Source organism: Halopenitus persicus (genome assembly GCF_002355635.1).
GTDB classification, from domain to species: Archaea; Halobacteriota; Halobacteria; order Halobacteriales; family Haloferacaceae; genus Halopenitus; species Halopenitus persicus_A.
On the sequence record NZ_AP017558.1, the window covers coordinates 2,507,485 to 2,530,664 of the forward strand.

Here is a 23,180-nt window from a genome sequence, read left to right on the forward strand (position 1 = left end):
GGGGATGCCGGTGAGGTCGACGCATGGGTAACGACGACCCGTTCGAGAACATGCTCGCCCAGATGGACCGCGCCGAGACGTACGCCGACGTCGACCACGGCGTGTTCGAGCGGCTCAAATACCCCGAACGGACGCTCAAGGTGACGCTTCCGGTCGAGCTCGAGTCCGGCGGCGTCGAGGTGTTCGAGGGGTATCGGTGCCAGTTCGACAGCGCTCGCGGCCCTTTTAAGGGCGGCGTTCGATATCATCCCAGCGTCACCCAGCGGGAGGTCGAGGCTCTGGCTGGCTGGATGACCTGGAAGTGCGCGCTGGTGGACCTGCCGTACGGCGGCGCGAAGGGCGGCGTCATCTGTGAGCCCAAGGACCTCACGGACCGCGACCTCGAGCGGCTCACCCGGCGATACACCGAGGGCATCCGTCGGCTGATCGGCCCGGAGACGGACGTGCCGGCGCCGGATATGAACACGAATCCGCAGACGATGGCCTGGATGATGGACACCTACTCGATGTACGAGGGGTACACGGTCCCGAAGGTCGTCACCGGGAAGCCGCTCGAGATCGGGGGAACCCCCGGACGCGTGGCCGCGACCGGTCGGGGGGTCTCGATCGTCACCGAGCGCCTCTTCGAGTACCTCGAGAACGACCTCGGGGACGCGACGGTCGCGATCCAGGGGTTCGGCAACGTGGGGTCACACGCCGCACGGCTGCTCGACGACGCCGGGGCACGGGTCGTCGCGACCTCTGACGTCACGGGCGCCGCATACGACCCGGACGGGCTCGACGTTCCCACGCTCGGCGCGCACGTGGACGCTGGCGGGCTGATCGACGAGTACACGGCCGGCGACCTCAAGGGCGCGGACCGCACGCGGTGGGACGAGCCGGAAATGATCTCCAACGCCGAGCTGCTCGAGCTCGACGTCGACGTGCTCATCCCCGCGGCGGTCGAGGGTGTCATCACCGCCGAGAACGCCGACCGGATCCGCGCGAACGCGATCGTCGAGGCCGCCAACGGCCCGACGACCGTGGCGGCCGACGAGGTGCTCTCCCAGCGCGACGTGCAGATCGTCCCGGACATCCTCGCGAACGCCGGCGGCGTCATCGTCTCCTACCTCGAGTGGGTCCAGAACTCCCAGGAGTTCTCCTGGCCCCTCGAGACGGTCAACGCCGAGCTTGAGCGCCGGATCGGCTCCGCGTTCGACGAGACGATCGACCGATACGACCAGGGTGACGTCCCCGACCTCCGGACCGCGGCCTACACGATCGCCCTCGAGCGGATCGCCCGCGCCCACGAGTACCGTGGGCTGTTCCCGTGACCCACGGACGCGGGAGACGGTTATAACCGGCGGACGATTTCGAGACAGTCGCACCCGGCGGATCCGGTCGGCGCCCACCGACCGCGTGAGACCGTCGCCGAGACGGCCTCACGCCGTCGAAACCAGGTAGACGCCGCCGATGGCGCAGACGATCCCGACGACCTTCCGGAGCGTCACCGACTCGCCGAGCACGAGGACGCCGATCACCGAGCTGAACACGAGGAAGGTCGCGAAGATCGGCGTGACGACGCTGACGGGACCGAGCGCGAGCGCCCGGTAGTACGAGAGGATGCCGATCGCCAGGAAACAGCCCGCGCCGAGCACGTAGACGACCTTCGGGTTCCCGACGTGGCCAGTGAAGTCCTGGCCGCTGACGAGCACCACGGCGATCGCGGCCGCGACGAGGATGATGTTGGAGATCGCGGCGGCGACGTCGCTGGGGATCGCGTTCGACCCCGAGGTCGCAACCCGCATCAGGGGCGCAACGAGGGCGTAGGCGGCGACGGCCAGCAGCGAATAGGGAACGTACGGTTGCATGGCTTGCCTCGATCCTGCGTGGTGGTCGGCTTGTCGGTTCCGATCGCTGAACGTCTTTCCGGGACTCCCGCCGGATCTCGCCGCGGCGGTCCCCGTGGCCGCGGGGCAACACAGCGTGGTCCGACGCCGGGAACCGATGCACTGAATAGCTAAAATCCATAACTGAACGCCATAACTGACGTATAAAAATAATATATTGAAATTGTATATGATCGGTCGGACTTTCGTTCGTCATCGAACGCCCGCTTGTGGGAACACTCGAAAGCCATTCCGGACTATCAAGCCGATACGTCCCCAGTTGGGAGCGTATAGCTCGTTCGATCCGGAAGGGATCCGTATTCGTTCTCCGAACGCGTATCTCGATGGAAAACGTGCGACTGAGTCGCCCTCGTGGCGGATGAATGACTTGGGACCGTCAACCGGCGTCTCGGTCGGATATTATATAATATATGCTACTTTTCCTTTGAAATGAAAATAATATGACTAGAGCCTCGGCGTGGCGGATGCGGGCTTCCGGAACACGTTCGGGATTGAACTTACAACGTCGAGATTGAAATTACAATATTAGGAGTGTAAATCACCACTCCGATCAGGAGTACTCGAGCTTCAGCTCGATCTCGTTGGTGACCGCCAACAGCAGGTCGGGATACTCGCTGCGAAACAGGTCCCCCTTGAACCGGTGTGCGGGACCGGCGATGCTGATCGCGCCGTACACCTCTCCATTCACGCCGGTGATCGCGGACGCGACCGCTCGCAGGCCGAGGGTCGACTCCTGCTCGTTGAACGCGTACCCGCGATCGCGGATCCCCTCGATCTCCTCGAGCAGCGTCTCGCGGTCGTCGATCGTGTGCGGCGTCACCTGCGGCAGTCCGTGTCGGTCCAGGACGTCCGCGACGAACTCGTCCGAGGAGGCAGCGAGGACGGCTTTGCCGGCAGCACTCGAGTGGATCGGTCCGCGCTTTCCGATCGTCGCGTCGGTCTTGACCGCGTTCGTGCCCGCCTCGGTGTAGACGTACATCCGACGGCCGCCGTCCTCGACGATGAACTGCGAGCGCTCGTCGGTCTCGGCGGCGATCTGGTCGACCTTCTCCTTGGCCAGATCGAAGACCGGCTGGCGGGTCTGTGCGTGTCCGCCGAGGGTGAGAAACCGGATCCCGAGATGGTAGACGTCACCCTCCCGGTCGAGGTACCCGAGGTCGTCGAGCGTCGCGACGTGCCGGTGTACCGTGCTCGAGGCCATGTCGAGGTGCTCGGAGAGCTCGTCGATCCGGGCCCCGTCGAGCTCCTTGAGGGCGTGAACGATCGCGAACGTCTTCCGCGTCGTCTGGACGCCGTCCCCGTTCGTGTTCGTCATATACGTCCGTACCGTCCGTGTACTTATAAAGTCCCGCATCGTGGAACGAGACACTGCTACTCTTCCCCGCTGATATCGGTCCGGATCGGCCCGAAATCCGATCGAACCCCGATCCGGAGGCTGCCCGTTACGTTATTCTATGTATATTCCGTATGTCTCGATGTTTCCATCGAGTGAGTATCAGTATTGATCACTCATATTCCCAATAGCACCGTGTTTCGTTCAGTATCTTCGGGAAACGGATCGAGAGATCCAAAACTCCACTCATCCCGCATTCCGGGACGCCTGAACTGCGGGAACCGTCGTTCGCAGTCCGGTCCGGACGCACGGCTCGCGATCGGGTGTGGCGGGTAGGCGGTGATCGGTGGGAAGACGGCGGCGAAAAGACGGTGATCGCGATGGGATCGACCGTGACGGAAGAAAGCGATCGAGCCGAACTACTCCAGCAGTTCGGTCCGGAGTCGTCCGTCGTCGACGACGACGGTGTCGTCGAGTCGAACGGTCGGCGTCCTGATCACGCCGTCGAGGTGGATGTCGCTTTTGATGGATCCGCCGAGCGACTCGTTGTCGCCGACGGCGAAGTGGATCGTTCCCGCGCGTTTCTTGTCCTCCGCGAGGTTCCCGATGAGCTTCGCCTTCGGGTTCGTCCCGATCGCGAACTCGGCGAGGTTGCGGCCGTTCTCGTCGTTCGCCTCGAAGATCGCCTCGAGCTCCTCGGCGTCGGCACCGCCGTCGACGTCGACGACGAACCCGTCCTCGAGGGTCAACTCGATCGGCTCCTCGAGCTGGCCGATGTTGTCCATCGAGACGTCGATGACGATCGTCCCGTTGGCGGTCCCCTCCTTGGGGTGGGTCGGCGCCTCGCCCGGCGGGAGGGTCGCGAAGCCGTACTCCTCGTGGAAGTAGCCGTCCAGCGAGAACGACTGGCAGCCCTCGATGCTGAACTCCACGTCGGTACCCTCGTCGCTCGTGACGTGTGCGTGGTCGGCCTCGGTGATGATGTCGGCCAGCGCCTCCGTGCGGCGCCGGAGGGTCTCGAAGTCGACGGTCATCGCTCCCTCGACCATCATGTCCTCGGTGACGCTCCGGAGGACCCCGATCCGGGTTCCGGCCTCGGCGGCCCGCAGCCGCGCTCGCGTGTGCGTGATCGCGTGTGTGGTGCAGGTGAAGGCGACGTCGGCCGTCTCCATCGCGTCCGCGACGGTGTCGAGCGGCTCGTTGCCGTGGCTCTCGAGCAGCGGCATCACCGCGGTCACGACCTCGGCGTCGATCGCGTTCGCCGCCGTGGCGATGCTGCGGGCGACCTCGACCTTCCGCGGGTCGGCGATCACGAGAACCTCCTCGCCCTCCCGTACGTTCAGACAGTCCTCGACGATACCGCGTGCTGCACTGGCCATTTCCAAGTCTAACATAGGTGACCTACTCACGCATTGCCGGCGACGGAAATATACTTTGGCTTCGTGATCGCGCACGTTCTCGAAGAACCGGTGGCGACCGCCGCCGGGTTCGGGGCGGGACGCCCCTCCAGCGTGTCGTCGCCGTGCCGTCCGCTACTTCAGCGTGTCCGTCGTGCCGTCCGCTATTCCAGCGTGTAGTAGCCCGTGCCGTCCATCAGGCGGCGCTGGGTTCGATACACCGTCACCGCGTCGACGGTTCCGGCGTCGGCGTCGACGTCCGCCCTGGCGGACATCGTCCCCTTCGGGTGCCCGAGCGTGACGGTGTCGCCGTCGAGGTCCGCGACCTCGTTCGGGATCGTCCCCGGCAGCAGCGCCGCGGCCGAGGTACAGGAGACGCCGGTCACGGCGTACACCGGGTGCAGCTTCCCCATGCTCATATACCGAGCGAGAAGGTTGACGTCCGACGCCGCGACCGTCTCGCCGGTCGCGGTCTCGTAGTCGGCCGGCGGCGCGACCCACACGATCTTCGGGTAGCCCGGCGACTCGACCGACGCCCGTTCGGGGTCGTCGACCAGGCCGAGCTCCGCACAGACCGTTCCGCGGATGCGCTCGAGGCGCTCGAGGAGCGCCTCGTCCGTATCGACGTCCTCCTGTCCCTCCGTGGCGGTGAGCCCGAGGTCGGCGGCGCGGACGAACGCGATGGGCGTCGTGACGTCGATCACGCTCATCTCGATCGGGTCGTCCTCACCCTCGACGTCGAGCTCGATGGTCGGGCCGCCGAGCGGGAACAGTTCGTCGGTGACCGCGCCCGCGGGGTCGCGGAAGGTCGTGTCGTTCTTCGCGCCCGTCCCCGGGACGCCGTGGACCTTGAAGTCGCCCTTCGTCGCGGCGGCGCCGTCGGCAAGCGGCACGTGCTGGTCGATGTGGGTCTCAGTGTTCGTGTTGAACAGCGAGAGGTCGACCGCATCGGCGTCCGCGTCGACCTCGACGAGGCCCTCGTCGACCGCGAACGCGCCGATCGCGCAGGTGAGGTTCCCGCAGTTGCCGCCGTAGTCGATCACCGGTTCGTCGACGGCGACCTGGCCGAAGGTGTACTCCACGTCGACGTCGGGCTCGTCGCTCGCCCCGACGAGCATCAGCTTCGACGTCGTCGAGGTGGCGCCGCCGAGCCCGTCGATCTGGCGGTCGTCCGGGCTGCCGAACAGCGAGAGGATCGCCTCGTCCCGGTTCTCGTCGGGCACCTCGTCCTCGCGGATGAACACGCCCTTGCTCGTGCCGCCGCGGACGATGGCGCACTCGAGGGACTGCTGGTCGCTCATTCGCTCTCCCCTGCGACCAGCTCGTCGGCTTCCTCGGCGGCGATCTTCCCGTAGACGGCCGCGTTCGACAGGCCGGTGCCGCCCGGGTAGTTGTCGAAGAACAGGCCGCCGGTGGTGTTGCCGGCCACGTACAGCGAGTCGATCGGACGACCGACCGAATCGAGCGCGCGCGCCTGCGTGTCCATCTTGACGCCGCCGAAGCCGAACGTGATCCCGCCGGTGACCGCGTAGCCGTAGAACGGCGGCTCGTCGATCGGGAGCGCCCAGTTGCTCTTCTCGAGCTCGAGACCCTCGGTCGCGTTGCCGTCCAGCTCGTCGGGGTCGAACTCGTCGGGGTCACAGGCCTCGTTGAATCGTTCGATCGTCTCGGCACCGTCCGCCGGGGAGTCACAGCCGAGCTCCGCGAGAACCTCCTCGACGCTGTCGCCGACGACCGGGTCCGAGGGGCCGGTGGCGCGCATGTGCTCCTTCAGCGGCTCGTCGATGACGATGAACGCCTCGTGGCCGGGCTCCTCGAAGATGATGCGGCCGAGCTTCGCGTAGGTGTGTGCGCGGGCGTCCTCGCCCTCGTCGAAGAAGCGCTCGCCGTCGTTGTTGATGAGCACGCCGAACTGGTAGCCGTCGACGCGGTTGGCGCCGCCCTCGAAGGCGGGCGAGCCGCGGTCGATCAGGGCCATGTGCGCGCCGCCCCACTGGCCGGTCCCGTCGGCACCGGCGTCGATGAGCATCTCGATGCCCTCGCCGGTGTTGTACCGGCTGCCGCGGACCGTCATCGCGTCGTAGTCGGAGCCGTAATACTTGGTCCGCTTCTCCTCGCTCGACTCGTAGCCGCCGGCGCCGACGATCACCGCGTCGGCGTGGAACTCGGTGACGCCGTCGTCCGTTCGAGCCTTGATCCCGGCCGCGGCGCCGTCGTCGTCGACGATCAGCTCGCGGGCCTCGGTGCGGTAGTGGAACTCCGCGCCGTCGTCCTCGGCGGCCGCCACGAGGTCGGCGACGAGCTCCTCGCCGTCGAAGAAGGTGCGGGCGACGGTGTAGCCGACGTTGAGCGGCTCCATGTCCCAGGAGACGCCGCGTTCGGTCAGCCACTCGATCGTCCGGCCGGCGTTGTCGACGAGCGTCCGGGCGATGTCGTCGTCGGCACGCCCGTTCGTCTGCTTCATGATGTCGTCGAAGAAGTCGTCGGCGCTGTAGTCGGGCACCGCGAACTCGTAGCCGAACCGCTCCAGGTCCGCGTCGGTCGAGGGGACGCGGAACGACTCGCTGAACCGGGTGTGGCCCCCGCGATGTTCCTTCGGTGCCTTCTCGAGAACCGCCACGTCGTGACCAAGTTCGGCGGCTCGGTTGGCGGCGGACAGTCCGGCGATCCCGCATCCCACGACGACGACGTCGTAGTTACGTTGTACACTCATAGCTCTAGGTTAGCCCAACCGATAGATTGTAATAGGTGTTTCGTCAGCGGGACGAGATGGTCCGTTCCCGGCACGTCATCGGGACAGCAGATCCCCATCGATCGTCGGGTGCCGTCATGGCGCAGATTTGGGCCGTCAGAAACCTATTTACGTGCCTCATTGAAAGGGAAGACCACGATGCACTCGGTTCAGGAGATGAAAGGTGCGAGTATCGTCGTCGACACGTGTGCCGCGGTTCAGCCCGACGAGGACGTTCTCGTCGTCTCGGACTGGAAGGTCTCGGGCGTCGCCGAGCGGGTGGCAGCGGCCGCGAAGGAACGGGACGCGAACGTCTCGATGGCGCTCATGGACCCCCGCGAGTACGACGGGAACGAGCCCGAGGAGACGATCGCCGCCGCGATGATGGAGGCGGACGTGATCATCACGCCGGTTCACCGTTCGATCACCCACTCCAGCGCCGTCGCGGAGGCCAAGGAGAACGGCGCGCGCGTCATCAGCATGGTCAAGTTCACGGAGGAGCAGCTCGTCACGGGCGGGCTCTACGCCGACTACGAGGGAATGCGGCCCCACTGTGAGGAAATGGCTCGCAAGTTCTCGGAGGCCGACGAGGCGCGCGTGACGTCCCCGCAGGGAACCGACGTCACGGTGGGCCTCGAGGGACGCGACGGGAACGCTCATCCGGGAATCGCGGACGAGCCGGGCGAGTTCACGGCGCTGGTCCACATCGAATCGAACATCGCCCCCGTCGAGGGGTCCACCGAAGGGACGGTCGTCTTCGACGGTGCGATCCCCAACCTCGACATCGGCGTCCTCGAGACGCCCGTCGAGATGGAGATCGAGGACGGCGCGGTCACCTCGGTCGAGGGAGGCAAGGAGGCCGAGAAGATCGCCCGCGTCTGGGCCGACCACGACGACCCCGCGGTCTATAACATCGCGCAGCTCGCGGTCGGGATGAATCCCGAGTGCCCGGAGTTCAACGGCTGGTTCTCCAACGACCACGGCCGCTACGGGAACGTCCACTTCGGGATCGGGACCAGCAGCAACCTCGGCGGAACGACCCGCGCGCCGGTGCACTTCGACGCGATGATGGCCGAACCGACCCTCGAACTGGACGGCGAGGTCGTCGTCGAGGACGGAGAATTCACGTTCTTCTAACGATCCTCGAACCCTGCCGGCGATCGTCATTATTTTCACGGGACGCGGGACTGAGAGATGACGTCTCGAAACTATACCAAAAATTATTTAACTACTACTGGCTTCTACCCAGTCGGGTATGGCAGACAAACACACGAACTCGTCTACCGACAGGCGTTCATTCATCAAGTACGCCGGAGCCGCATCGGCAGCCGCGATGACCGGCCTTGCCGGCTGTTCCGGCAACGGCGGCGGAAACGGGAACGGCGGCGGAAACGGCAACGGCGGCGGTAACGGGAACGGCGGCGGCAACGGCGACGGAAACGGTGACGGCAACGGCGGCGGCAACGGTGACGGCAACGGCGGCGGGAGCGACTACCCGAACCAGGACATCCGCTACATCGTTCCGTTCTCGGAGGGCGGCGGGACCGACACCTACGCGCGCCAGATCATCCCGGAGATGGCGAACGAGCTCGGCGTGAACATCGCCATCGAGAACATTTCGGGCGCGGCGTCCCTCCGCGGGACCGGCGAGCTCTACTACTCCGACCCGGACGGCTACACCTTCGGCGGCTTCAACCCGCCGTCCACGCCGGTCTCGGCGATGGTGAACCCGCCGGACTTCGACCTTCAGGACCTCGTTGGCGTCGGCGCGTACGCCCGGACGCCGTTCGTGATCGTCGCGAACCCCGAACACGAGATCGAGAACATGCAGGACCTCGTCAGCCGCTATCAGGAGGGCGATCTGTCGACCTTCGCCGGCAAGGAACGCGGCGGCGTCGACCACGTTCTCGCGCTCCTGATGCAGGGTAGCGACGACTACAACCTCGCGTGGGAGCAGTACGTCGGCTACGCCGGATCCGGCCCCGCCGTGCAGGCGTGCGTCTCCGGCGAGGTGCCGGCCACGATCAGTACCGACACGGCGGCGGAAGCGGCCGTCGCGGACGACCGCGTCGACACGGTCGCCTGTCTCTCCAGCGAGGGCACCTCCGTCTTCCCCGACCTGCAGTCGGTCACCGACGAGGGCTTCTCGAACATCGACTTCCTCGGGCAGCTGCGCCGCGGAATGTTCCTCCCGCAGGGCGCGTCCGACGACATCGTGCAGACGCTCACGAGCGCGCTCGAGACCGCGCTCCAGACGGACCGCGTCCAGGACTGGTCCGACAACACGGGGAACGTCATCGAGTACGGCGGACCCTCGGCAGCCGAGGACGCCGTCGCGAACGCGTTCGAGCAGGTCCCCGAGAACGTCGACCTCGAGTCGGTTCGCGAATCGGCCTAACCCGCCGATCCGCCGACGTCGACGCGTCGTCCCGACAAACGGATATTTTTATAACAGTGTGCTCATCAATCACGTACGTATGGTGGCTATGACAGAACACGCATCGCACCCACGTTCCGTCGGTGAACCATGACCGCACAGGAACTGTACCGCCGCCTGGTCGAGGACGTCATCGACGCCGAGAAGCTGCTCGTCGCGATGATGGTCGTCTCCTCGGGCTATATGCTCTGGGGAACGACCCAGTTCAGCATCGACCGAGCCGCACGATTCCCTCGACTCGTGGCGAGCGTCGTCTTCATCGGATCGCTGCTGCTGTTGTTCCAGGCGTACCTTCCTGCCGTGCTACGCAACGCGCTGCTCAGCGAGGGCGCGGCCTTCGAGGCGAGCGACGAGTTCGCCCAGAAGGAGGCTGATATGGAGGAGGCGGCGGCCGAGACCGAGTCGACCGAGATTTCGTCCGTTGGACGGCCGATCCACGATTCGGTGTTCACCGCCCTTTCGGTGGTCGGCTACGCGCTCGTCGGCTACGCGATCGGCCTCCTGTGGGCGAGTCCGCTGTTCGTACTGCTCTACGCCCGGTGGTTCCGGATCGACCTGCTGCGGACCGTGATCCTCGCGGTCATCGGGTTCGGGATCGCGTATAGCTTCATGATCGTCCTCACCGTTCCGATGGACGGCGGGGCACTCCTCTTCCAGGATGGTGTTTCATGGCTGCCACGATAGCCGCGCTCACGGAAGCAGCCGGAACGCTGTTCAGCTGGCCGACCCCGCTGTGGGTCGCCGTCGGGCTGATCCTCGGGATGATCGCGGGCGCGCTTCCCGGGGTCGGATCGTCGCTCGGGATGGCCATCGTCCTCCCGTTGACCCTCCCGTTGGGACCGATCAACGCCCTCGTGCTGCTGGTGAGCATGTACAGCGGCGCGATGTACGGCGGGAGCATCGCCGCGATCCTGGTGAACGTGCCCGGAACCGGTGCCGCCGCCGCGACCACCTTCGACGGTTATCCGATGTCGAAACAAGGACGGGCGATCGAGGCCCTCTCGATATCGGCGACCTCGTCCGCACTCGGCGGGTTCCTGACCGTCCTCACCCTGATCGCGATCTCGCCGATCCTCATCGAGGCCGTCCTGCTGTTCGGGACGCCCGAATACTTCCTGATGGCCGTCCTCGGACTCTCGATGATCGGCGTCGTCGCGCAGGGGTCGGTCGTCAAGGCGATCATCGCCGGCGCCTTCGGTATGTTGTTGACGACGATCGGGATCGCGCCGAACTCGCCGGAGCTGCGGTACACCTTCGGGAGCCTGGCGCTGTACGACGGGATCGACTTCATCGCGGCGTTGATCGGGATGTTCGCGATCGCCGAGATGATCAAGCTCTCCGCCCAGACCGGCGGGATCGCCGAGTCGGACATCGACCTCGACGGGAGCGTTTTCGCGGGCATCAAAACCGCGATCAGCCGCCCGGTGACGCTGATCAAATCCAGCTTCATCGGGATGTTCATCGGTGCCGTCCCGGGCTCGGGAGCGACCGTCTCGAACTTCATCTCCTACGGCGAGGCGATGCGGAGCTCCGACAACCCCGAGGCGTTCGGAAACGGCGAACCCGACGGCGTGATCGCCTCCGAGGCGTCCAACAACGGTACCATCGGCGGCTCGCTGATCCCCACTATCTCGTTCGGGATCCCGGGCAGCGGATCGACCGCGGTCCTGCTCGGCGGGCTGTTGATGCACGGCCTCCGGCCGGGTCCGCAGCTGTTCGACGCCGAGCTGGCGACGACCTACACGTTCATGCTCGCCCTGCTGGCGGGGAACGTCTTCATCCTCTTCGTGGGCGTGTTCATCGTGACGCGGCTGGGACACCTCACGCAGGTCGACACCAAATACATCGTCCCGACGATCGTCGTTCTGTCGATGATCGGCGGATACACGCTCCGAACGAACTGGGTCGACGTCGCGACCGTCGTCTTCCTGGGGCTGTTCGGATATCTGATGGTGAAGTACAACTACTCGGTCATCGCGTTCGTCCTGGGAGTCGTTCTCGGACCGATCGCCGAGGAGAACCTCATTCGGTCGCTCCAGCTGTCGGGGGGCTCCTACGACATCTTCGTGACCAAGCCGCTCTCGCTGCTCATCGTGATCGCGATCCTGGTCATCCTGTTCGGTCCGGTTGTTAAACCCCGGCTCGAACGGTTGATATCCTGACTGCGGCCGCGACGTGCAGTTTTTTCGACGGCGGACGCGATCCCGTTCGTGATCGCTGCTGCGATCGACGTTTTTCCCTGGCGTCGGTCACGCTGCTCCCGACCCGTCATCGGTCGGTCGAATTCCGTTCAGTCCGCGACCGATTCGACGACACACCGTTGGGCAGCCCGTGGTTCGACGTCGGGCCCACAATGTCCCGGTGGTATCCCAGGGTTTCGACAGATATATTCGCCGATACGCCATCTGGCCAGCCAATGCCAGCAGACGACGGTGGCTCGTTCTCGCCACCGACCCGGCTCGAACGGGTCCTGTCGGTCGAGGGGATAGGAGTCGGTCTCGCAGCAGCCATACTCGTCGCCGGGACGTGGCTCGTCTCGGTTCCGGGACTGAGCGCCGAGAGCCAGACGGTCCTGACGGTCTTCGGCGTGGCGTTGGCGCTGTGGCTCTCGAAGGCGATCCCGTACACGATCTCGAGCGTGCTCGTGGTCACGTTGCTGTTCGCGCTCGGGGCGGTCGACAGCTTCGAGACGGCCGTCGGCGGGTTCGCTTCCACGCTCGTGTTCTTTCTGTTTCTCCTGTTGTTGCTCGGCCAGACGATCTCGAGCGTCGGCCTCGACGAGCGTGCGGCGCAACGGCTGCTCTCGGCACAGAGCACGCCGAAGGGGACGGTCCGGTCGCTTGCCGCCAACATCTTCACGCTCTCGTTCCTGATGCCCTCCGCTGTCGCGCGGGCGGTCACCTTCATTCCGGTCGTTCGACGGCTCACCGAGACGTACGGGCTCGCGGAGGACAGCGACTTCACCCGTGCGTCCTACCTCGTCCTCGGCCACGTGAACCCGATCGCCTCGATGGCGCTCATGACCGGCGGCGGGATGGCGATCATCACTTCGCAGGTGATCAACGCGGACGTGCGAACGATCACGTGGGTCGAATGGGCGATCGTGATGATCCCGCCGGTGATCGTCCTCTACGGACTCTCGACCATCGCCGCGGCGCGCATCTACGACGTCGACGACACCATCACGATCGACGACAAGGCGGCGACCGACGGCGGGGAACCGACCGGGGAAGACGAGGAGAAAACGGCGGACGACGTCGCGGGCGACCCATCCGCCGCCGGCCCGTCGGCCGATGATCCCGTCGACGACCTCGCGGAGTCCGTCGTCGACGGAACGGCGGAACCGCTCACGCGCGACCAGCGCATCGTCGGCGGCGTGATGGGTGCCACCGTGGTCGCGTGGATCCTCGGATCGTTTCTGGGCGTGCCGACGATCGTTCCCGCGATCGGAGCCGTCACCGCCCTCTCGTTGCCCGGCGTTCGGATCATCACCGCCGACGATCTCGCGGACGTCAGTTGGGGGATCCTCTTTCTGATCGGCGCGATGTTCTCGATCCTCGACGTGATGGAGACGTCGGGCACGCTGACGCTGCTCGTCGAGACGATCACCGTCTACATCCCCTTCGCCGCGATGGCGCCCTGGCAGGTCGTCGCGACGTTGCTTTTGATCGCCGCGGTGCTCCGGTCGTTCTTCTCGACCGCCTCGGCCGCGATCATCATCGTGCTCCCCATCGTGCTGGAGTTCGCGGCGTTCCTCGGCGTGAACCAGCTGTTCCTGGCCTTCTCGGTGCTCATCATGATCGGATCGACGACGTTCCTCCCGTTCAACACGACGTCCGTCCTGCTCTCGTTCGATTACGGTCCCCTCTCGAACCGGGACGTTCTCGCGTTCGGGCTGGTGACGATGGTCTTCGGAAGTCTGGTGATCGTCGCCTCGTGGCTGTTCTACTGGCCGCTGGTGCTGTAGGCGTCCGGTCGGGGGTGATGTGTCCGCCCGCCGTGGGTCGGGGCGATGTGCCCGTCCGCCGTCGCCGACCGACGTCACGAACTGACGGCAACTACAACTTATAAGACCCACCCCGTCGTTGTACTCGGTAGCCATGACAGTAGTCGTCACCGTCGACGTCGAGGCCGACGACGACGAAGCCGAACGGTCAGCGGTGATCCGCGAGGCGGCGAAGATCGCGTCGGCGTTCGACGAGGAGCTGCACGTCGTCCACGTGTTGAGCCAGTCGCGGTTCAGGGAGATGGAACAGGAGAGCATCGAGGACACCGGCAAGACGATCGAGATGGACGTCATCCGGGACGTCGCCCGCGACATCGCGGACGAGGCCGCGTCCGGGGTCGTCGAGGCGTACACCCCCGTTGGCCTCGTCGGGTCGGCGGACGACGAGATCGTAAAGTACGCCAAGCGGCAGGACGCATCCTACGTCGTGCTCGGCGGCAAGCGGCGCTCCGCTGTCGGGAAGGCGCTTTTCGGCAGCGTCACGCAGTCGGTGCTGTTGAACGCGTCGATGCCCGTGCTGACGGTACCGCCCGAAGACGCCGACGCGTGATACTCGATGACTGACCGACTCACGACCCTCGTTGACCAGGACGTAAAGCCACGCGGCCCGCTGCAGGCGGGCCTCGACGACCGATTCGACGTGACCGTCGGGGGATCGAACGTCCCCGCGGAGCTGATCGCCGACCTCGAGGGGGTCGACGTGTTGTTCACCACCTCGCGGCTTCCGCTCACCGAGGCGGTCATCGAGGCGAGCTCGCTGTCGATCATCGCCAAGATCGGGACGGGACTCGACAGCATCGACCTCGAGGCCGCCGCGGAGCACGGCGTCACCGTCGTCTACACGCCGGGAATGAACGCACACTCGGTCGCCGAGCACGCGCTCACCCTGCTGTTGGCGGTCAAGCGCAACGTCCGGATCGGCGGAAACGCGCTCCGGGAGGGGAAGTGGCGCGACGAAGTGCCGAACGCTAGCCCCGTCACCGACACCACCGTCGGGATCGTCGGGTTCGGCAACGTCGGCAGCCGGCTGGCCGGACTGCTCTCGGGGTTCAACGCCGAGGTGCTGACGAGCGACCCCTACGTCCACGAGATCGACACCGACGTCACCGGCGCGACGCTGACGGACCTCGAGACGGTCGTCTCCGAGTCGGACGCGGTCGTCGTCACCGCCGAGCTGACCGCCGAGACCGAGGGGCTGATCGACGCCGAGGTCCTCTCGGCGATGCGGGACTCGGCGGTCCTCGTGAACACGGCCCGGGGCCCGATCGTCGACCAGGACGCCCTGATCGAGGCGCTCGATGCCGGGTCGATCGCGGGCGCCGGACTCGACGTCTTCGAGGAGGAGCCGCTGCCGGCCGACTCCCGGCTCCACGAGTTCGAGAACGTCGTGGTGACGCCACACATCGCCGCCTCCTCCGCGGTCGCCCGGACGAACATCGTCGAGACGCTCGCGGACCTGACGAAGACGTATCTCGCCGGGGAGCCGCTTCCGGACCGGTTCGTCGCGACGGCGGCCGGCGCTCCCGTCCAGGAATAGATCGGCCGGGCCGATCCCCGGTGACGGGACGATGGCAAACCACCACTACCATCATCCCGATCGCGACGCAGCGGGCGCTCGGCGGGAAAGCGCGTGTTTTTTTACGCCGCTCGGGCAATCGCCACTCGATCATGACCACGGACCACGTGACCGTCCCCGAGGACGGCGAGAAGATCACGCTCGCCGACGAGGAGACGGGCGAGCTGAACGTTCCCGAGAACCCGATCGTCCCGATCATCCACGGCGACGGGATCGGCACCGACGTCGGACCGGCCGCTCAGCAGGTGCTCGACGCCGCCGCGGAGGCGACCGGCCGCTCGATCGCCTGGATGCGCGTCTACGCGGGCGAGTCCGCCCGCGAGAAGTACGACGAGAACCTGCCCCAGGAGACCGTCGACGCGATCCGCGAGCACCGCGTCGCGATCAAGGGCCCGCTCACCACGCCGGTCGGCGCCGGCTTCCGCAGCCTGAACGTCGCGCTGCGAAAGAAGCTCGACCTGTTCGCCAACGTCCGCCCGACCTACTATCTCGATGGCGTTCCGTCGCCGGTGACCGACCCCCAGGAGATGGACATGGTCACCTTCCGGGAGAACACCGAGGACGTCTACGCCGGCATCGAGTGGGAGGCCGGCAGCGACGAGGTCCAGCAGGCCAAGGAGTTCGTCGAGGAGGAGATGGGCATCGACGACATCATCCACGACGGCCCGGTCGGCATCGGCATCAAGCCGATCACCGAGTTCGGCTCCAAGCGGCTGATCCGCGAGGCGATCGACTACGCGATCGCGAACGGCCGCGACACGGTGACGCTCGTCCACAAGGGGAACATCATGAAGTTCACCGAGGGCGCGTTCCGTGACTGGGGCTACGAGCTCGCCGAGGAGGAGTACGGCGAGGACGTCATCACCGAGGACCAGCTGTGGGACGAGTACGACGGCGAGCAGCCCGAGGGAACCGTCGTCGTCAACGACCGCATCGCTGACAACATGCTCCAGCAGGTCCTCACCCGGACCGACGAGTACGACGTCGTCGCGACGATGAACCTCAACGGCGACTACTTCTCGGACGCCGCCGGCGCCCAGATCGGCGGCCTCGGCATCGCGCCGGGCATCAACCGCGGCCACGGCCGCGCGCTCGCCGAGCCCGTCCACGGCTCCGCGCCCAAGTACGCCGGCGAGGACAAGGTCAACCCGACCGCGATGATCCTCTCGGGCCGCGAGATGCTGGAGTACCTCGGTTGGTCCGACGCCGCCGACCTCGTCCGCGACGCCGTCGAGGAGACCATCTCCTCCGGGACGGTCACCTACGACCTCCACCGACAGATCGAGGGCGGCGAGAAGCTCGCGACGAGCGAGTTCGCCGACGCGATCGTCGAGAACATCGAGGACCTCGCGTAGACGTCCCGACCACTCGTCGCGGTCACGGCGTCGTTTCCGACCGCGGGCGCGCCCCGGAACCGGACTGCGGCGACGTGCGGGATCCGACGTCCACGTTCGTTTTTTGTGGCGATCGATGATCGACCACCCACGGGGACGAGGTATAAATACGCCCCGCGCATCCCTCGCGTATGGTACGCGACTACGATCGGGACGCGATCCCGTCGGTGTACGATCTCCAGGACGCACCCGCGGCTCGGGAGGGTCCCGGCTTCAGACAGGTCGTCTTCCGCGGGATCGACCAGCTGATCGGCTTCACCGAGATCGGTCCCGAACGCGAGGCGAGCCCGCCACACGACCACCCCTTCGAACAGATGAACGTGCTGCTCGACGGCGAACTCGACTTCCTCATCGACGGCGAGCGCGTCTCGCTCGACCGGTACGACGCGGTGACGATCCCGCCGGAGGTCGACCACGCCTCGCGGGCGGTCTCGGAGGAGACGGCGACCCTGCTCGCCGTCTGGCCGCTTCGTGAGGACCGGGTCGACGCGACCGACTACCAGCGGGAGTTCCCGACCGCGAATCCGGACGCGTGAACCTGAGTCGCCGAAACCCGGACGCGTGATCCCCGGCCGCCCGAACCGGAACTGCCCGAAAACAACCGGCAGCCGCTGCCGGATCCATCCCCAAAACAACCGGCAGCAGCTGCCGGATCCGTCCCCGATAGACCGACCGCCGTCCTCCGGGCAGTATGGATCTCTCCGGACGCACGGCGATAGTCACGGGCGCGAGTCGAAACATCGGCCAAGCGATCGCAGTCCGGCTGGCCGAGGCCGGCGCGGACGTTGGCCTGACGGCCCGGTCGAACGAGACGGGGTGTCGCGAAACCGCGGATCTGATCGAGGAGACGGGTTCGAACGCGGCCGTCGAGCTGGGCGATCTGGGGGACCCCGAGGCGATCGATCGGGTGGTCGAGGGGCTCCGCGACGAGCTCGGACCGGTGGACGTGCTCGTGAACAACGCGACCGTGCGCCCCTCCAAGCCGTTCGACGAGATCGAGCCCGAGGACGTCGACCGCGTCACCGACGTCAACTTCCGCGGGCTCCTGCTCACGACGCAGGCGGTCGTCCCGGATATGCGCGAGCGTGGCGGCGGCTCGGTGATAAGCCTCATCGGCGCGATGGTCTATCTCGGCAAGCACGGACACGCCCACTCGTACGGTTCCAAGCTCGGCATCGAGGGACAGGTGCGCCAGCTCGCCACCGAACTGGGGGCGGACGGGATCCGCGTCAACGGCCTCTCGCCGGGGCTGATCGACGTCGACCGCACCCGGACCGAGGAGTGGGAGCGGATCGAGCGGGAGGTGATCGAATCGACGCCGCTGGGCCGGCTCGGGCAGCCCGAGGAGGTCGCCGACGCCTGCTGTTTCCTCGCCTCGCCGGCATCCTCCTTCGTCACCGGACAGGTGCTGCACGTCAACGGCGGCACGTACCCGACGCCGACGCTGGTGCCGGAGTGAACGCGTCGGTTTCCAGTCGGCTTACAGGACCCGCCGGCTCCACCCGCCGTCGACGGGGATCACGGAGCCCGTGATGTAGCTGGCGGCCGGCGAGGAGACGAACGCGACGGCCTTCCCGAACTCCTCGGTGGTGCCCATCTCGGTGACGGGCAGCTCCGCGACGCGCAGCTCGCGGACCTCGGCCTCCGAGATCCCCTCGCGCTCGGCGCGGGCCTCGATCTTCTCCTCGATGCGGTCCGAGAGGACGCCGCGGGGGGCCACGCAGTTCGACCGGATCCCGTCGTCGCCCTCCTCGTTCGCCAGCACCTTCGAGAGTCCGTAGATGCCCGGCCGGAACACGTTCCCGATCGTGCCGTGGGGCGTCGGCTCCCGTGCGGAGGCCGCCACGAGGTGGGTGATCGCGCCGCCGGACTCCCGAAGCGTCGGCAGCGCCGCCTTACAGAGCGCGACGGTGCTTCTGAGCACGTCGTTGTAGCCGGAATCGAAGTCGGACAGCGACGTGTCCGCGAACGACGCGTTCGCCGGCCCGCCGTGGTTGGTCACGAGGACGTCGAGCCCGCCGAGCTCGTCGATCGCCGACGCGACCGCGTCCCCGATCGCGTCGGTGTCCGAGAGGTCGAGCTCGACGGGGACGACCGCCGACGATTCGCGGCCCGTGGTCTCGAGGATCGACTCCCGGGCGGCGTCCAGGTTCTCCGGATTCCGCGAGGCGATCGCGACCGAGGCACCCTCCGCGACGAACTGTTCGGCCGCCCCGCGGCCCAGCCCCTTGCTTCCCGCCGCGATGAACACAGACGCGTCTTCCAGTCCGAGATCCATATCCGCGACTGGGGCGCCCGCAGGTTAATCGATTCGGTCGCGGCCATCCCCGGGACCGTGTCAGCCAGCGGTTCGGTCGTAGTCGGGCATCCTTCCGACCGTGCCGATCATCCGTCGGAGCCGCGGTCGATGTGTCGGACCGCCATCGCTCGACGTCCGGCTGGATCCCGGGTGAACACATACGAATATGTATAGTTAGTTTATAAGAATGTGTATATGAAATGGATGGCGTATATCAACTGATCATATATAGATGTTAAACACTTGTATATTAACCTAAATACCAGAATATGCGATCAAAAATTCAAATATATTGGCTTTAGAGGATGGATGTAGGGTGCTGGAGTGACTACGAACTGATACTATATTTGAGATATTACTTATAAATAAACGTATATTTGTTGTGCGTTCCGCGTTCGACGGTCGGTTCCGGACGCGGTGCCTACAGATTCGACTTGCCCGAGCCGCCGTCAATCGGGATCGCCTGGCCGTTGATGTAGCCGGCCTTGGGCGAGGAGAGGAACGCGACGGTGTTGCCGAGCTCCATCGGGTCGCCGATCCGGCCGAGCGGGTTCGAGGAGCCGCGCTCCTTGAGGCCCTGCTCGTAGCTCTCGTACTCGCCGCGCTCGACACCCTGTTCGATCAGGTCCTCGATCCGGGAGGTCTCGTGGGCGCTCGGCAGCACCGCGTTGGCGCGAACTTCCGGCGCGAGCTCCTTGGAGACGGTCTTTTCGAGTCCGATGACGCTCATCCGGACCGAGTTCGAAAGGACCAGCGAGTCGATCGCCTCCTTGACGCTGCGGGAGGTGATGTTCACGATGGTGCCGCCGCCGTCGGCCTGCAGGGGGTCGGCGGCCTCGCGGACGAGTCGGACGACGCTCATCACGAGCAGGTCGTAGGCCTTGTACCAGTCCTCGTCATCAGTTCCCATAAAGGGGCCACTCGGCGGGCCGCCCGCGGAGGTGACGAGGTGATCGAGGCCGCCGAACTCGTCGACGGTCGTCTCGACCAGGTTCCGGATGTCGTCCTCGTCGGTCAGGTCGCCCTGGATCGGGAGCACGCGAGCGCCGTCGGCTGCCTCCTCGCGAAGCTCCTCGGCGGCCGCCTCCAGTTCCTCCTCGTCGCGGCCGTTGATCGCGACGTTGACGCCCTCGCGGGCGAGCGCGGTCGCCGATGCGTTCCCCAATCCACGGCTCGAGGCCGTGACCAGTGCTGCGTTGCCGGCTATTTCCAGATCCATACGGATCGGTACCGAACCGAACACCAAAACCCTTCCCGAATCCGGCCGGATCCGCCGGTGCTCGAGAGTCCTGACACGGCCGGTTCCGGCGGATATCGGTCGATGCGCAACCGTTTTGACGTGTTGTGACAACACCGGGTATGGACCACGTCGCATTCGACGACGCGGAGACGTACGAACCGGACGAGGGCTGGATGCGCGCCGCCCTCGCGGGCAGCGACCAGTTCTCCTTCGAGTGGTTCGAGAAGCCGCCGGGACACAGCTCCCCGATGCACGACCACGAGAACGAGCAGGTTTGTCTCTGCCTCGAGGGCGAACTCACGCTCCACGCCGAGGACGGGACCTCGCTCACCCTCGAGCAGTACGACTCCGCGTTCATCGAGTCCTGGGAGACCCACGCCGTCGAGAACACCGGCGACCAGCGCGCCGTCGGGCTGGACGTCTTCGCACCGGGTCGGTCCTTCGACTTCTGGACCGACCGGGAGGAATGATGTCGGACGGACCGTCGTCGGGAGCGCTGCGGTTCGCACGGACGGTGGACGGCACGGCGATCGTCGGCGACGACGAGGGGTTCATCCCCCTCTCGGCCGCGCTGCCGGACGCCGGCGGCGACCCGATCGCGGCCGCGCGTGCCGCCGACGCGATCGACGTCGAGGCCGCGCCGGCCGACCGGATCCCGGAGGCGGACGTCCGGTTCGCCACGCCGTTCGACCCCGGCAAGCTGTGGGGGATCGGGCTGAACTACGCCGACCACGCCGCCGACCTCTCGGAGGACAGCCCCGACGAGCCGGCGAGCTTCATGAAGCCGACGACCGCGCTCACCTCCCCGGGCGGTCCCATCCGGCTGCCGGCCGAGAGCGACCGGGTCACCGCGGAGGCCGAGCTCGGGATCGTGGTCGGCCGGACCTGTCGGGACGTCGACGAGTCCGACTTCGACGACGTGATCGCGGGGTTCGTCCCGATCATCGACATGACGGCCGAGGACATCCTCCAGCGGAATCCCCGGTTTCTCACCCGGTCGAAGAGCTTCGACACGTTCCTCGTGATGGGTCCGTGGCTCTCGGCGCCCGCGACGACGGACCGGCTCGACGACGTCGCGGTCCGCACCGAGGTCAACGACCAGACGATCGCCGAGAACGGCCTCGAGGCGATGCACTTCTCGCCGCCGGAGCTGCTGGCGTTCCACTCGCGGGTGATGACCCTCGAGCCCGGCGACGTCATCTCCACCGGCACGCCCGGCGCCGGCGTGATCAGGCCCGGCGACCACGTTCGGTCGGTCGTGGAGGGCGTCGGTACGCTCGAGGCGGACGTCCGCTGAGGACAGCTCTCCCGGACCGCCCGCCCGGGTCGCGTCCCGATTCGAGTGCGGGCGTATATATGCCGTCAGTCCCTGGCTGGCGTATGGTAAACGTCGGAGACGAAGCCCCCGACTTCACGGTCCCGCTCGCCGGCGGCGAGGCGTACAACGACCTCTCGGAGTTCACCCTCTCCGACCGGATCGGCGACGGACCGATCGTGTTGGCGTTTTACCCCGCCGCGTTCACGGGCGGCTGCACCGAGGAGATGTGCACCTTCAGCGACCGGCTCCCGAGCTTCGAGGAGCTGGACGCCGACGTCTACGGGATCAGCGTCGACCTTCCGTTCGCACAGAACGTCTGGATCGACCAGGAGGACCTCGCGGTCCCGATGCTCTCGGACTGGAACCACGAGGTGATCCGAAAGTACGACGTCGTCTACGCGGATATGTACGACCAGGTCGAGGCCGCCCAGCGCAGCGTGTTCGTGATCGGCGACGACGGGATCGTGACGTATCGGTGGGTTCGTGACGGCGACAATCCCGACTTCGAGACGCTCGTCTCCGAGGTCCGCGACGCCGTCGCGAATGCGCGCGTGTCCCGCTGATCGCGACCTTCGGGACGGTCCTCTCGGTGACGGTCCTCTCGTCGCCGATCCCATCGACGCCGATCCCATCGACGCCGATCCCATCGACGCCGATCGGCTCTTTTTAAGGTATCACGGACGAAGCCGTCGGTATGAACGTCCGTCACCTCGCGCCGCGTGCCGGCGCGATCGCGTGTCTGGCGACCGCGCTCGCGGGGGCCGCGCCGTTCCTTTTGATCGACGGCCACGCCGAGCTGCTCGGCGACTACTACGGGGCCGGCCCGGTCGGCCTCACGACGATCGTCCTCTTCGCCGCCGTCGGCGTGGTCGCGTTCGCCTCCGCGGAGCGCGGAAACGTGGACCCCGTCACGATGGCCGGCGGGCTGGTCGTCCTCGGCGTCGTCCTCGTGGTCGGGTCGGCGCTCTGGTGGCTGGCGATCGACGAGACGGTGTTGTACAGCTTCCCGCAGGAGTACCGGTGGCTCGAGTGGCATCCCCCGGTGGTCGTCGCCGCGTCGATCGCGGTCGCGGTCGTCGGCGGCGGCTACGCACGGGCCGTCCTCGAGTGACGGCAGCGCGGCGGCGTGGTGCGTCGACGGCCACGCACTGACCGGTGCCCGCGATCGGAGTTCGGCGGAACGAAAGGCCCTTAAGGTGGACCGGTGTACGTGTGGGTGGACTAGGTCGGGCGGTTAGGCCCCGCTCGAAACCCGCGAGGTAGTCTTCAGCGGGGACCGAACGCCGGGGGAGTCCGGTCGGACCGACTCGGGCCCCGGGAGCCAACGTGGAAGCCTCGTCCGACGGGGACAGCGGTTCACGACGCCCGCTCGCAGGAGCGGTCCGTCGTGGTTCATCGGCGGTACCGGGTCAGGCGCGGAAGCGAGCAGCCCATCGCCGGACGTGCGTCGCTCGTCGGATCGCGGGGTGGAGGAGGCAACCGGGATTCCCCGTGTCGGAACGCCGGGCAAACCCGGTCGTCCACCATTCATACCGCGGTCGTGTTCTTACTGCCCAGCGG

22 protein-coding genes and 1 other RNA gene are annotated in these 23,180 nt (G+C 66.5%); 16 read left to right on the top strand and 7 right to left on the bottom strand.

Features of this window, described 5'->3' with window-relative positions; genetic code table 11:
- Positions 1 to 23: 23 nt before the first annotated feature.
- The gene (locus CPZ00_RS12200; protein WP_096391123.1) at positions 24 to 1,313 is read left to right on the top strand and encodes a Glu/Leu/Phe/Val family dehydrogenase; all 1,290 of its coding nucleotides are present in this window, start codon (positions 24 to 26) and stop codon (positions 1,311 to 1,313) included.
- 108 nt (positions 1,314 to 1,421) lie between these two features.
- On the opposite strand, the gene CPZ00_RS12205 is transcribed toward CPZ00_RS12200, so the two are convergent.
- From CPZ00_RS12205 to tcuA, 5 genes are all read right to left on the bottom strand, one after another.
- Positions 1,422 to 1,850, bottom strand: coding sequence for an EamA family transporter (locus CPZ00_RS12205; RefSeq protein WP_096391124.1), 429 nt, complete (start codon positions 1,848 to 1,850; stop codon positions 1,422 to 1,424).
- Positions 1,851 to 2,439: 589 nt separating this feature from the next.
- Positions 2,440 to 3,204, bottom strand: a complete 765-nt coding sequence (locus CPZ00_RS12210) for an IclR family transcriptional regulator (RefSeq protein ID WP_096391125.1) — start codon at positions 3,202 to 3,204, stop codon at positions 2,440 to 2,442.
- Positions 3,205 to 3,641: 437 nt separating this feature from the next.
- Positions 3,642 to 4,616 (bottom strand): aminopeptidase, encoded by a 975-nt coding sequence (locus CPZ00_RS12215; RefSeq protein ID WP_096391126.1) that lies wholly within the window; start codon positions 4,614 to 4,616, stop codon positions 3,642 to 3,644.
- A gap of 167 nt (positions 4,617 to 4,783) precedes the next feature.
- Positions 4,784 to 5,920, bottom strand: a complete 1,137-nt coding sequence (locus tag CPZ00_RS12220) for a 2-methylaconitate cis-trans isomerase PrpF family protein (protein ID WP_096391127.1) — start codon at positions 5,918 to 5,920, stop codon at positions 4,784 to 4,786.
- On the bottom strand, positions 5,917 to 7,332 hold the full coding sequence (gene tcuA / locus CPZ00_RS12225) for an FAD-dependent tricarballylate dehydrogenase TcuA (protein ID WP_096391128.1): 1,416 nt from the start codon (positions 7,330 to 7,332) through the stop codon (positions 5,917 to 5,919). The genes CPZ00_RS12220 and tcuA overlap by 4 nt, the downstream gene beginning before the upstream one ends.
- A 177-nt stretch (positions 7,333 to 7,509) precedes the next feature.
- Between tcuA and CPZ00_RS12230 the strand changes: the two genes are divergently transcribed.
- The 10 genes from CPZ00_RS12230 to CPZ00_RS12275 all read left to right on the top strand — a co-directional run bounded on the left by CPZ00_RS12230 (position 7,510) and on the right by CPZ00_RS12275 (position 18,222).
- Positions 7,510 to 8,487, top strand: coding sequence for an aminopeptidase (locus CPZ00_RS12230; RefSeq protein WP_096391129.1), 978 nt, complete (start codon positions 7,510 to 7,512; stop codon positions 8,485 to 8,487).
- Between the two features lie 118 nt (positions 8,488 to 8,605).
- Positions 8,606 to 9,748 carry a Bug family tripartite tricarboxylate transporter substrate binding protein gene (locus tag CPZ00_RS12235; RefSeq protein ID WP_157744237.1) on the top strand — a complete coding sequence of 381 codons (1,143 nt, stop codon included), beginning with the start codon at positions 8,606 to 8,608 and terminating at the stop codon, positions 9,746 to 9,748.
- 129 nt (positions 9,749 to 9,877) lie between these two features.
- Positions 9,878 to 10,471: a tripartite tricarboxylate transporter TctB family protein gene (locus tag CPZ00_RS12240; protein ID WP_096391130.1), complete on the top strand. Its 594-nt coding sequence runs from the start codon at positions 9,878 to 9,880 to the stop codon at positions 10,469 to 10,471.
- A complete protein-coding gene (locus CPZ00_RS12245; RefSeq protein ID WP_096391131.1) occupies positions 10,456 to 11,949 on the top strand; it encodes a tripartite tricarboxylate transporter permease in 1,494 nt (497 codons plus the stop codon). The genes CPZ00_RS12240 and CPZ00_RS12245 overlap by 16 nt, the downstream gene beginning before the upstream one ends.
- A 254-nt stretch (positions 11,950 to 12,203) precedes the next feature.
- Positions 12,204 to 13,754, top strand: a complete 1,551-nt coding sequence (locus CPZ00_RS12250) for an SLC13 family permease (RefSeq protein ID WP_096391132.1) — start codon at positions 12,204 to 12,206, stop codon at positions 13,752 to 13,754.
- Positions 13,755 to 13,887: 133 nt separating this feature from the next.
- Entirely contained in the window at positions 13,888 to 14,343 is a 456-nt protein-coding gene (locus tag CPZ00_RS12255; RefSeq protein ID WP_096391133.1) for a universal stress protein, read from the top strand.
- A 6-nt stretch (positions 14,344 to 14,349) separates the two neighbouring features.
- Positions 14,350 to 15,330 carry an NAD(P)-dependent oxidoreductase gene (locus tag CPZ00_RS12260; RefSeq protein WP_096391134.1) on the top strand — a complete coding sequence of 327 codons (981 nt, stop codon included), beginning with the start codon at positions 14,350 to 14,352 and terminating at the stop codon, positions 15,328 to 15,330.
- A gap of 131 nt (positions 15,331 to 15,461) precedes the next feature.
- On the top strand, positions 15,462 to 16,724 hold the full coding sequence (gene icd / locus CPZ00_RS12265) for an isocitrate dehydrogenase (NADP(+)) (RefSeq protein WP_096391135.1): 1,263 nt from the start codon (positions 15,462 to 15,464) through the stop codon (positions 16,722 to 16,724).
- Between the two features lie 170 nt (positions 16,725 to 16,894).
- Positions 16,895 to 17,299: a cupin domain-containing protein gene (locus tag CPZ00_RS12270; protein WP_096391136.1), complete on the top strand. Its 405-nt coding sequence runs from the start codon at positions 16,895 to 16,897 to the stop codon at positions 17,297 to 17,299.
- Positions 17,300 to 17,454: 155 nt separating this feature from the next.
- Complete coding sequence (locus tag CPZ00_RS12275; protein WP_096391137.1) at positions 17,455 to 18,222, top strand: SDR family NAD(P)-dependent oxidoreductase; 768 nt, start codon at positions 17,455 to 17,457, stop codon at positions 18,220 to 18,222.
- Between the two features lie 21 nt (positions 18,223 to 18,243).
- On the opposite strand, the gene CPZ00_RS12280 is transcribed toward CPZ00_RS12275, so the two are convergent.
- Complete coding sequence (locus CPZ00_RS12280) at positions 18,244 to 19,041, bottom strand: SDR family oxidoreductase (protein ID WP_096391138.1); 798 nt, start codon at positions 19,039 to 19,041, stop codon at positions 18,244 to 18,246.
- Positions 19,042 to 19,483: 442 nt separating this feature from the next.
- Positions 19,484 to 20,281, bottom strand: coding sequence for an SDR family oxidoreductase (locus CPZ00_RS12285; RefSeq protein WP_096391139.1), 798 nt, complete (start codon positions 20,279 to 20,281; stop codon positions 19,484 to 19,486).
- A 140-nt stretch (positions 20,282 to 20,421) separates the two neighbouring features.
- Between CPZ00_RS12285 and CPZ00_RS12290 the strand changes: the two genes are divergently transcribed.
- From CPZ00_RS12290 to ffs, 5 genes are all read left to right on the top strand, one after another.
- The gene (locus CPZ00_RS12290; protein WP_096391140.1) at positions 20,422 to 20,772 is read left to right on the top strand and encodes a cupin domain-containing protein; all 351 of its coding nucleotides are present in this window, start codon (positions 20,422 to 20,424) and stop codon (positions 20,770 to 20,772) included.
- Entirely contained in the window at positions 20,772 to 21,599 is an 828-nt protein-coding gene (locus tag CPZ00_RS12295) for a fumarylacetoacetate hydrolase family protein (RefSeq protein ID WP_394338420.1), read from the top strand. The genes CPZ00_RS12290 and CPZ00_RS12295 overlap by 1 nt, the downstream gene beginning before the upstream one ends.
- 83 nt (positions 21,600 to 21,682) lie before the next feature.
- Positions 21,683 to 22,183 (top strand): redoxin domain-containing protein, encoded by a 501-nt coding sequence (locus CPZ00_RS12300; protein WP_096391141.1) that lies wholly within the window; start codon positions 21,683 to 21,685, stop codon positions 22,181 to 22,183.
- A 131-nt stretch (positions 22,184 to 22,314) separates the two neighbouring features.
- A complete protein-coding gene (locus CPZ00_RS12305) occupies positions 22,315 to 22,731 on the top strand; it encodes a DUF7548 family protein (protein WP_096391142.1) in 417 nt (138 codons plus the stop codon).
- Positions 22,732 to 22,834: 103 nt separating this feature from the next.
- An RNA gene (gene ffs, locus CPZ00_RS12310) (signal recognition particle sRNA) lies at positions 22,835 to 23,146 on the top strand.
- The last annotated feature ends 34 nt before the right edge of the window (positions 23,147 to 23,180 follow it).

Bases quoted from the DNA above. Each gene is read 5' to 3' on its own strand.
- CPZ00_RS12200 (WP_096391123.1), top strand. From the start codon at position 24: ATGGGTAACGACGACCCGTTCGAGAACATGCTCGCCCAGATGGACCGC.
- CPZ00_RS12205 (WP_096391124.1), bottom strand. From the start codon at position 1,850: ATGCAACCGTACGTTCCCTATTCGCTGCTGGCCGTCGCCGCCTACGCC.
- CPZ00_RS12210 (WP_096391125.1), bottom strand. From the start codon at position 3,204: ATGACGAACACGAACGGGGACGGCGTCCAGACGACGCGGAAGACGTTC.
- CPZ00_RS12215 (WP_096391126.1), bottom strand. From the start codon at position 4,616: ATGTTAGACTTGGAAATGGCCAGTGCAGCACGCGGTATCGTCGAGGAC.
- CPZ00_RS12220 (WP_096391127.1), bottom strand. From the start codon at position 5,920: ATGAGCGACCAGCAGTCCCTCGAGTGCGCCATCGTCCGCGGCGGCACG.
- tcuA (WP_096391128.1), bottom strand. From the start codon at position 7,332: ATGAGTGTACAACGTAACTACGACGTCGTCGTCGTGGGATGCGGGATC.
- CPZ00_RS12230 (WP_096391129.1), top strand. From the start codon at position 7,510: ATGCACTCGGTTCAGGAGATGAAAGGTGCGAGTATCGTCGTCGACACG.
- CPZ00_RS12235 (WP_157744237.1), top strand. From the start codon at position 8,606: ATGGCAGACAAACACACGAACTCGTCTACCGACAGGCGTTCATTCATC.
- CPZ00_RS12240 (WP_096391130.1), top strand. From the start codon at position 9,878: ATGACCGCACAGGAACTGTACCGCCGCCTGGTCGAGGACGTCATCGAC.
- CPZ00_RS12245 (WP_096391131.1), top strand. From the start codon at position 10,456: ATGGCTGCCACGATAGCCGCGCTCACGGAAGCAGCCGGAACGCTGTTC.
- CPZ00_RS12250 (WP_096391132.1), top strand. From the start codon at position 12,204: ATGCCAGCAGACGACGGTGGCTCGTTCTCGCCACCGACCCGGCTCGAA.
- CPZ00_RS12255 (WP_096391133.1), top strand. From the start codon at position 13,888: ATGACAGTAGTCGTCACCGTCGACGTCGAGGCCGACGACGACGAAGCC.
- CPZ00_RS12260 (WP_096391134.1), top strand. From the start codon at position 14,350: ATGACTGACCGACTCACGACCCTCGTTGACCAGGACGTAAAGCCACGC.
- icd (WP_096391135.1), top strand. From the start codon at position 15,462: ATGACCACGGACCACGTGACCGTCCCCGAGGACGGCGAGAAGATCACG.
- CPZ00_RS12270 (WP_096391136.1), top strand. From the start codon at position 16,895: ATGGTACGCGACTACGATCGGGACGCGATCCCGTCGGTGTACGATCTC.
- CPZ00_RS12275 (WP_096391137.1), top strand. From the start codon at position 17,455: ATGGATCTCTCCGGACGCACGGCGATAGTCACGGGCGCGAGTCGAAAC.
- CPZ00_RS12280 (WP_096391138.1), bottom strand. From the start codon at position 19,041: ATGGATCTCGGACTGGAAGACGCGTCTGTGTTCATCGCGGCGGGAAGC.
- CPZ00_RS12285 (WP_096391139.1), bottom strand. From the start codon at position 20,281: ATGGATCTGGAAATAGCCGGCAACGCAGCACTGGTCACGGCCTCGAGC.
- CPZ00_RS12290 (WP_096391140.1), top strand. From the start codon at position 20,422: ATGGACCACGTCGCATTCGACGACGCGGAGACGTACGAACCGGACGAG.
- CPZ00_RS12295 (WP_394338420.1), top strand. From the start codon at position 20,772: ATGTCGGACGGACCGTCGTCGGGAGCGCTGCGGTTCGCACGGACGGTG.
- CPZ00_RS12300 (WP_096391141.1), top strand. From the start codon at position 21,683: ATGGTAAACGTCGGAGACGAAGCCCCCGACTTCACGGTCCCGCTCGCC.
- CPZ00_RS12305 (WP_096391142.1), top strand. From the start codon at position 22,315: ATGAACGTCCGTCACCTCGCGCCGCGTGCCGGCGCGATCGCGTGTCTG.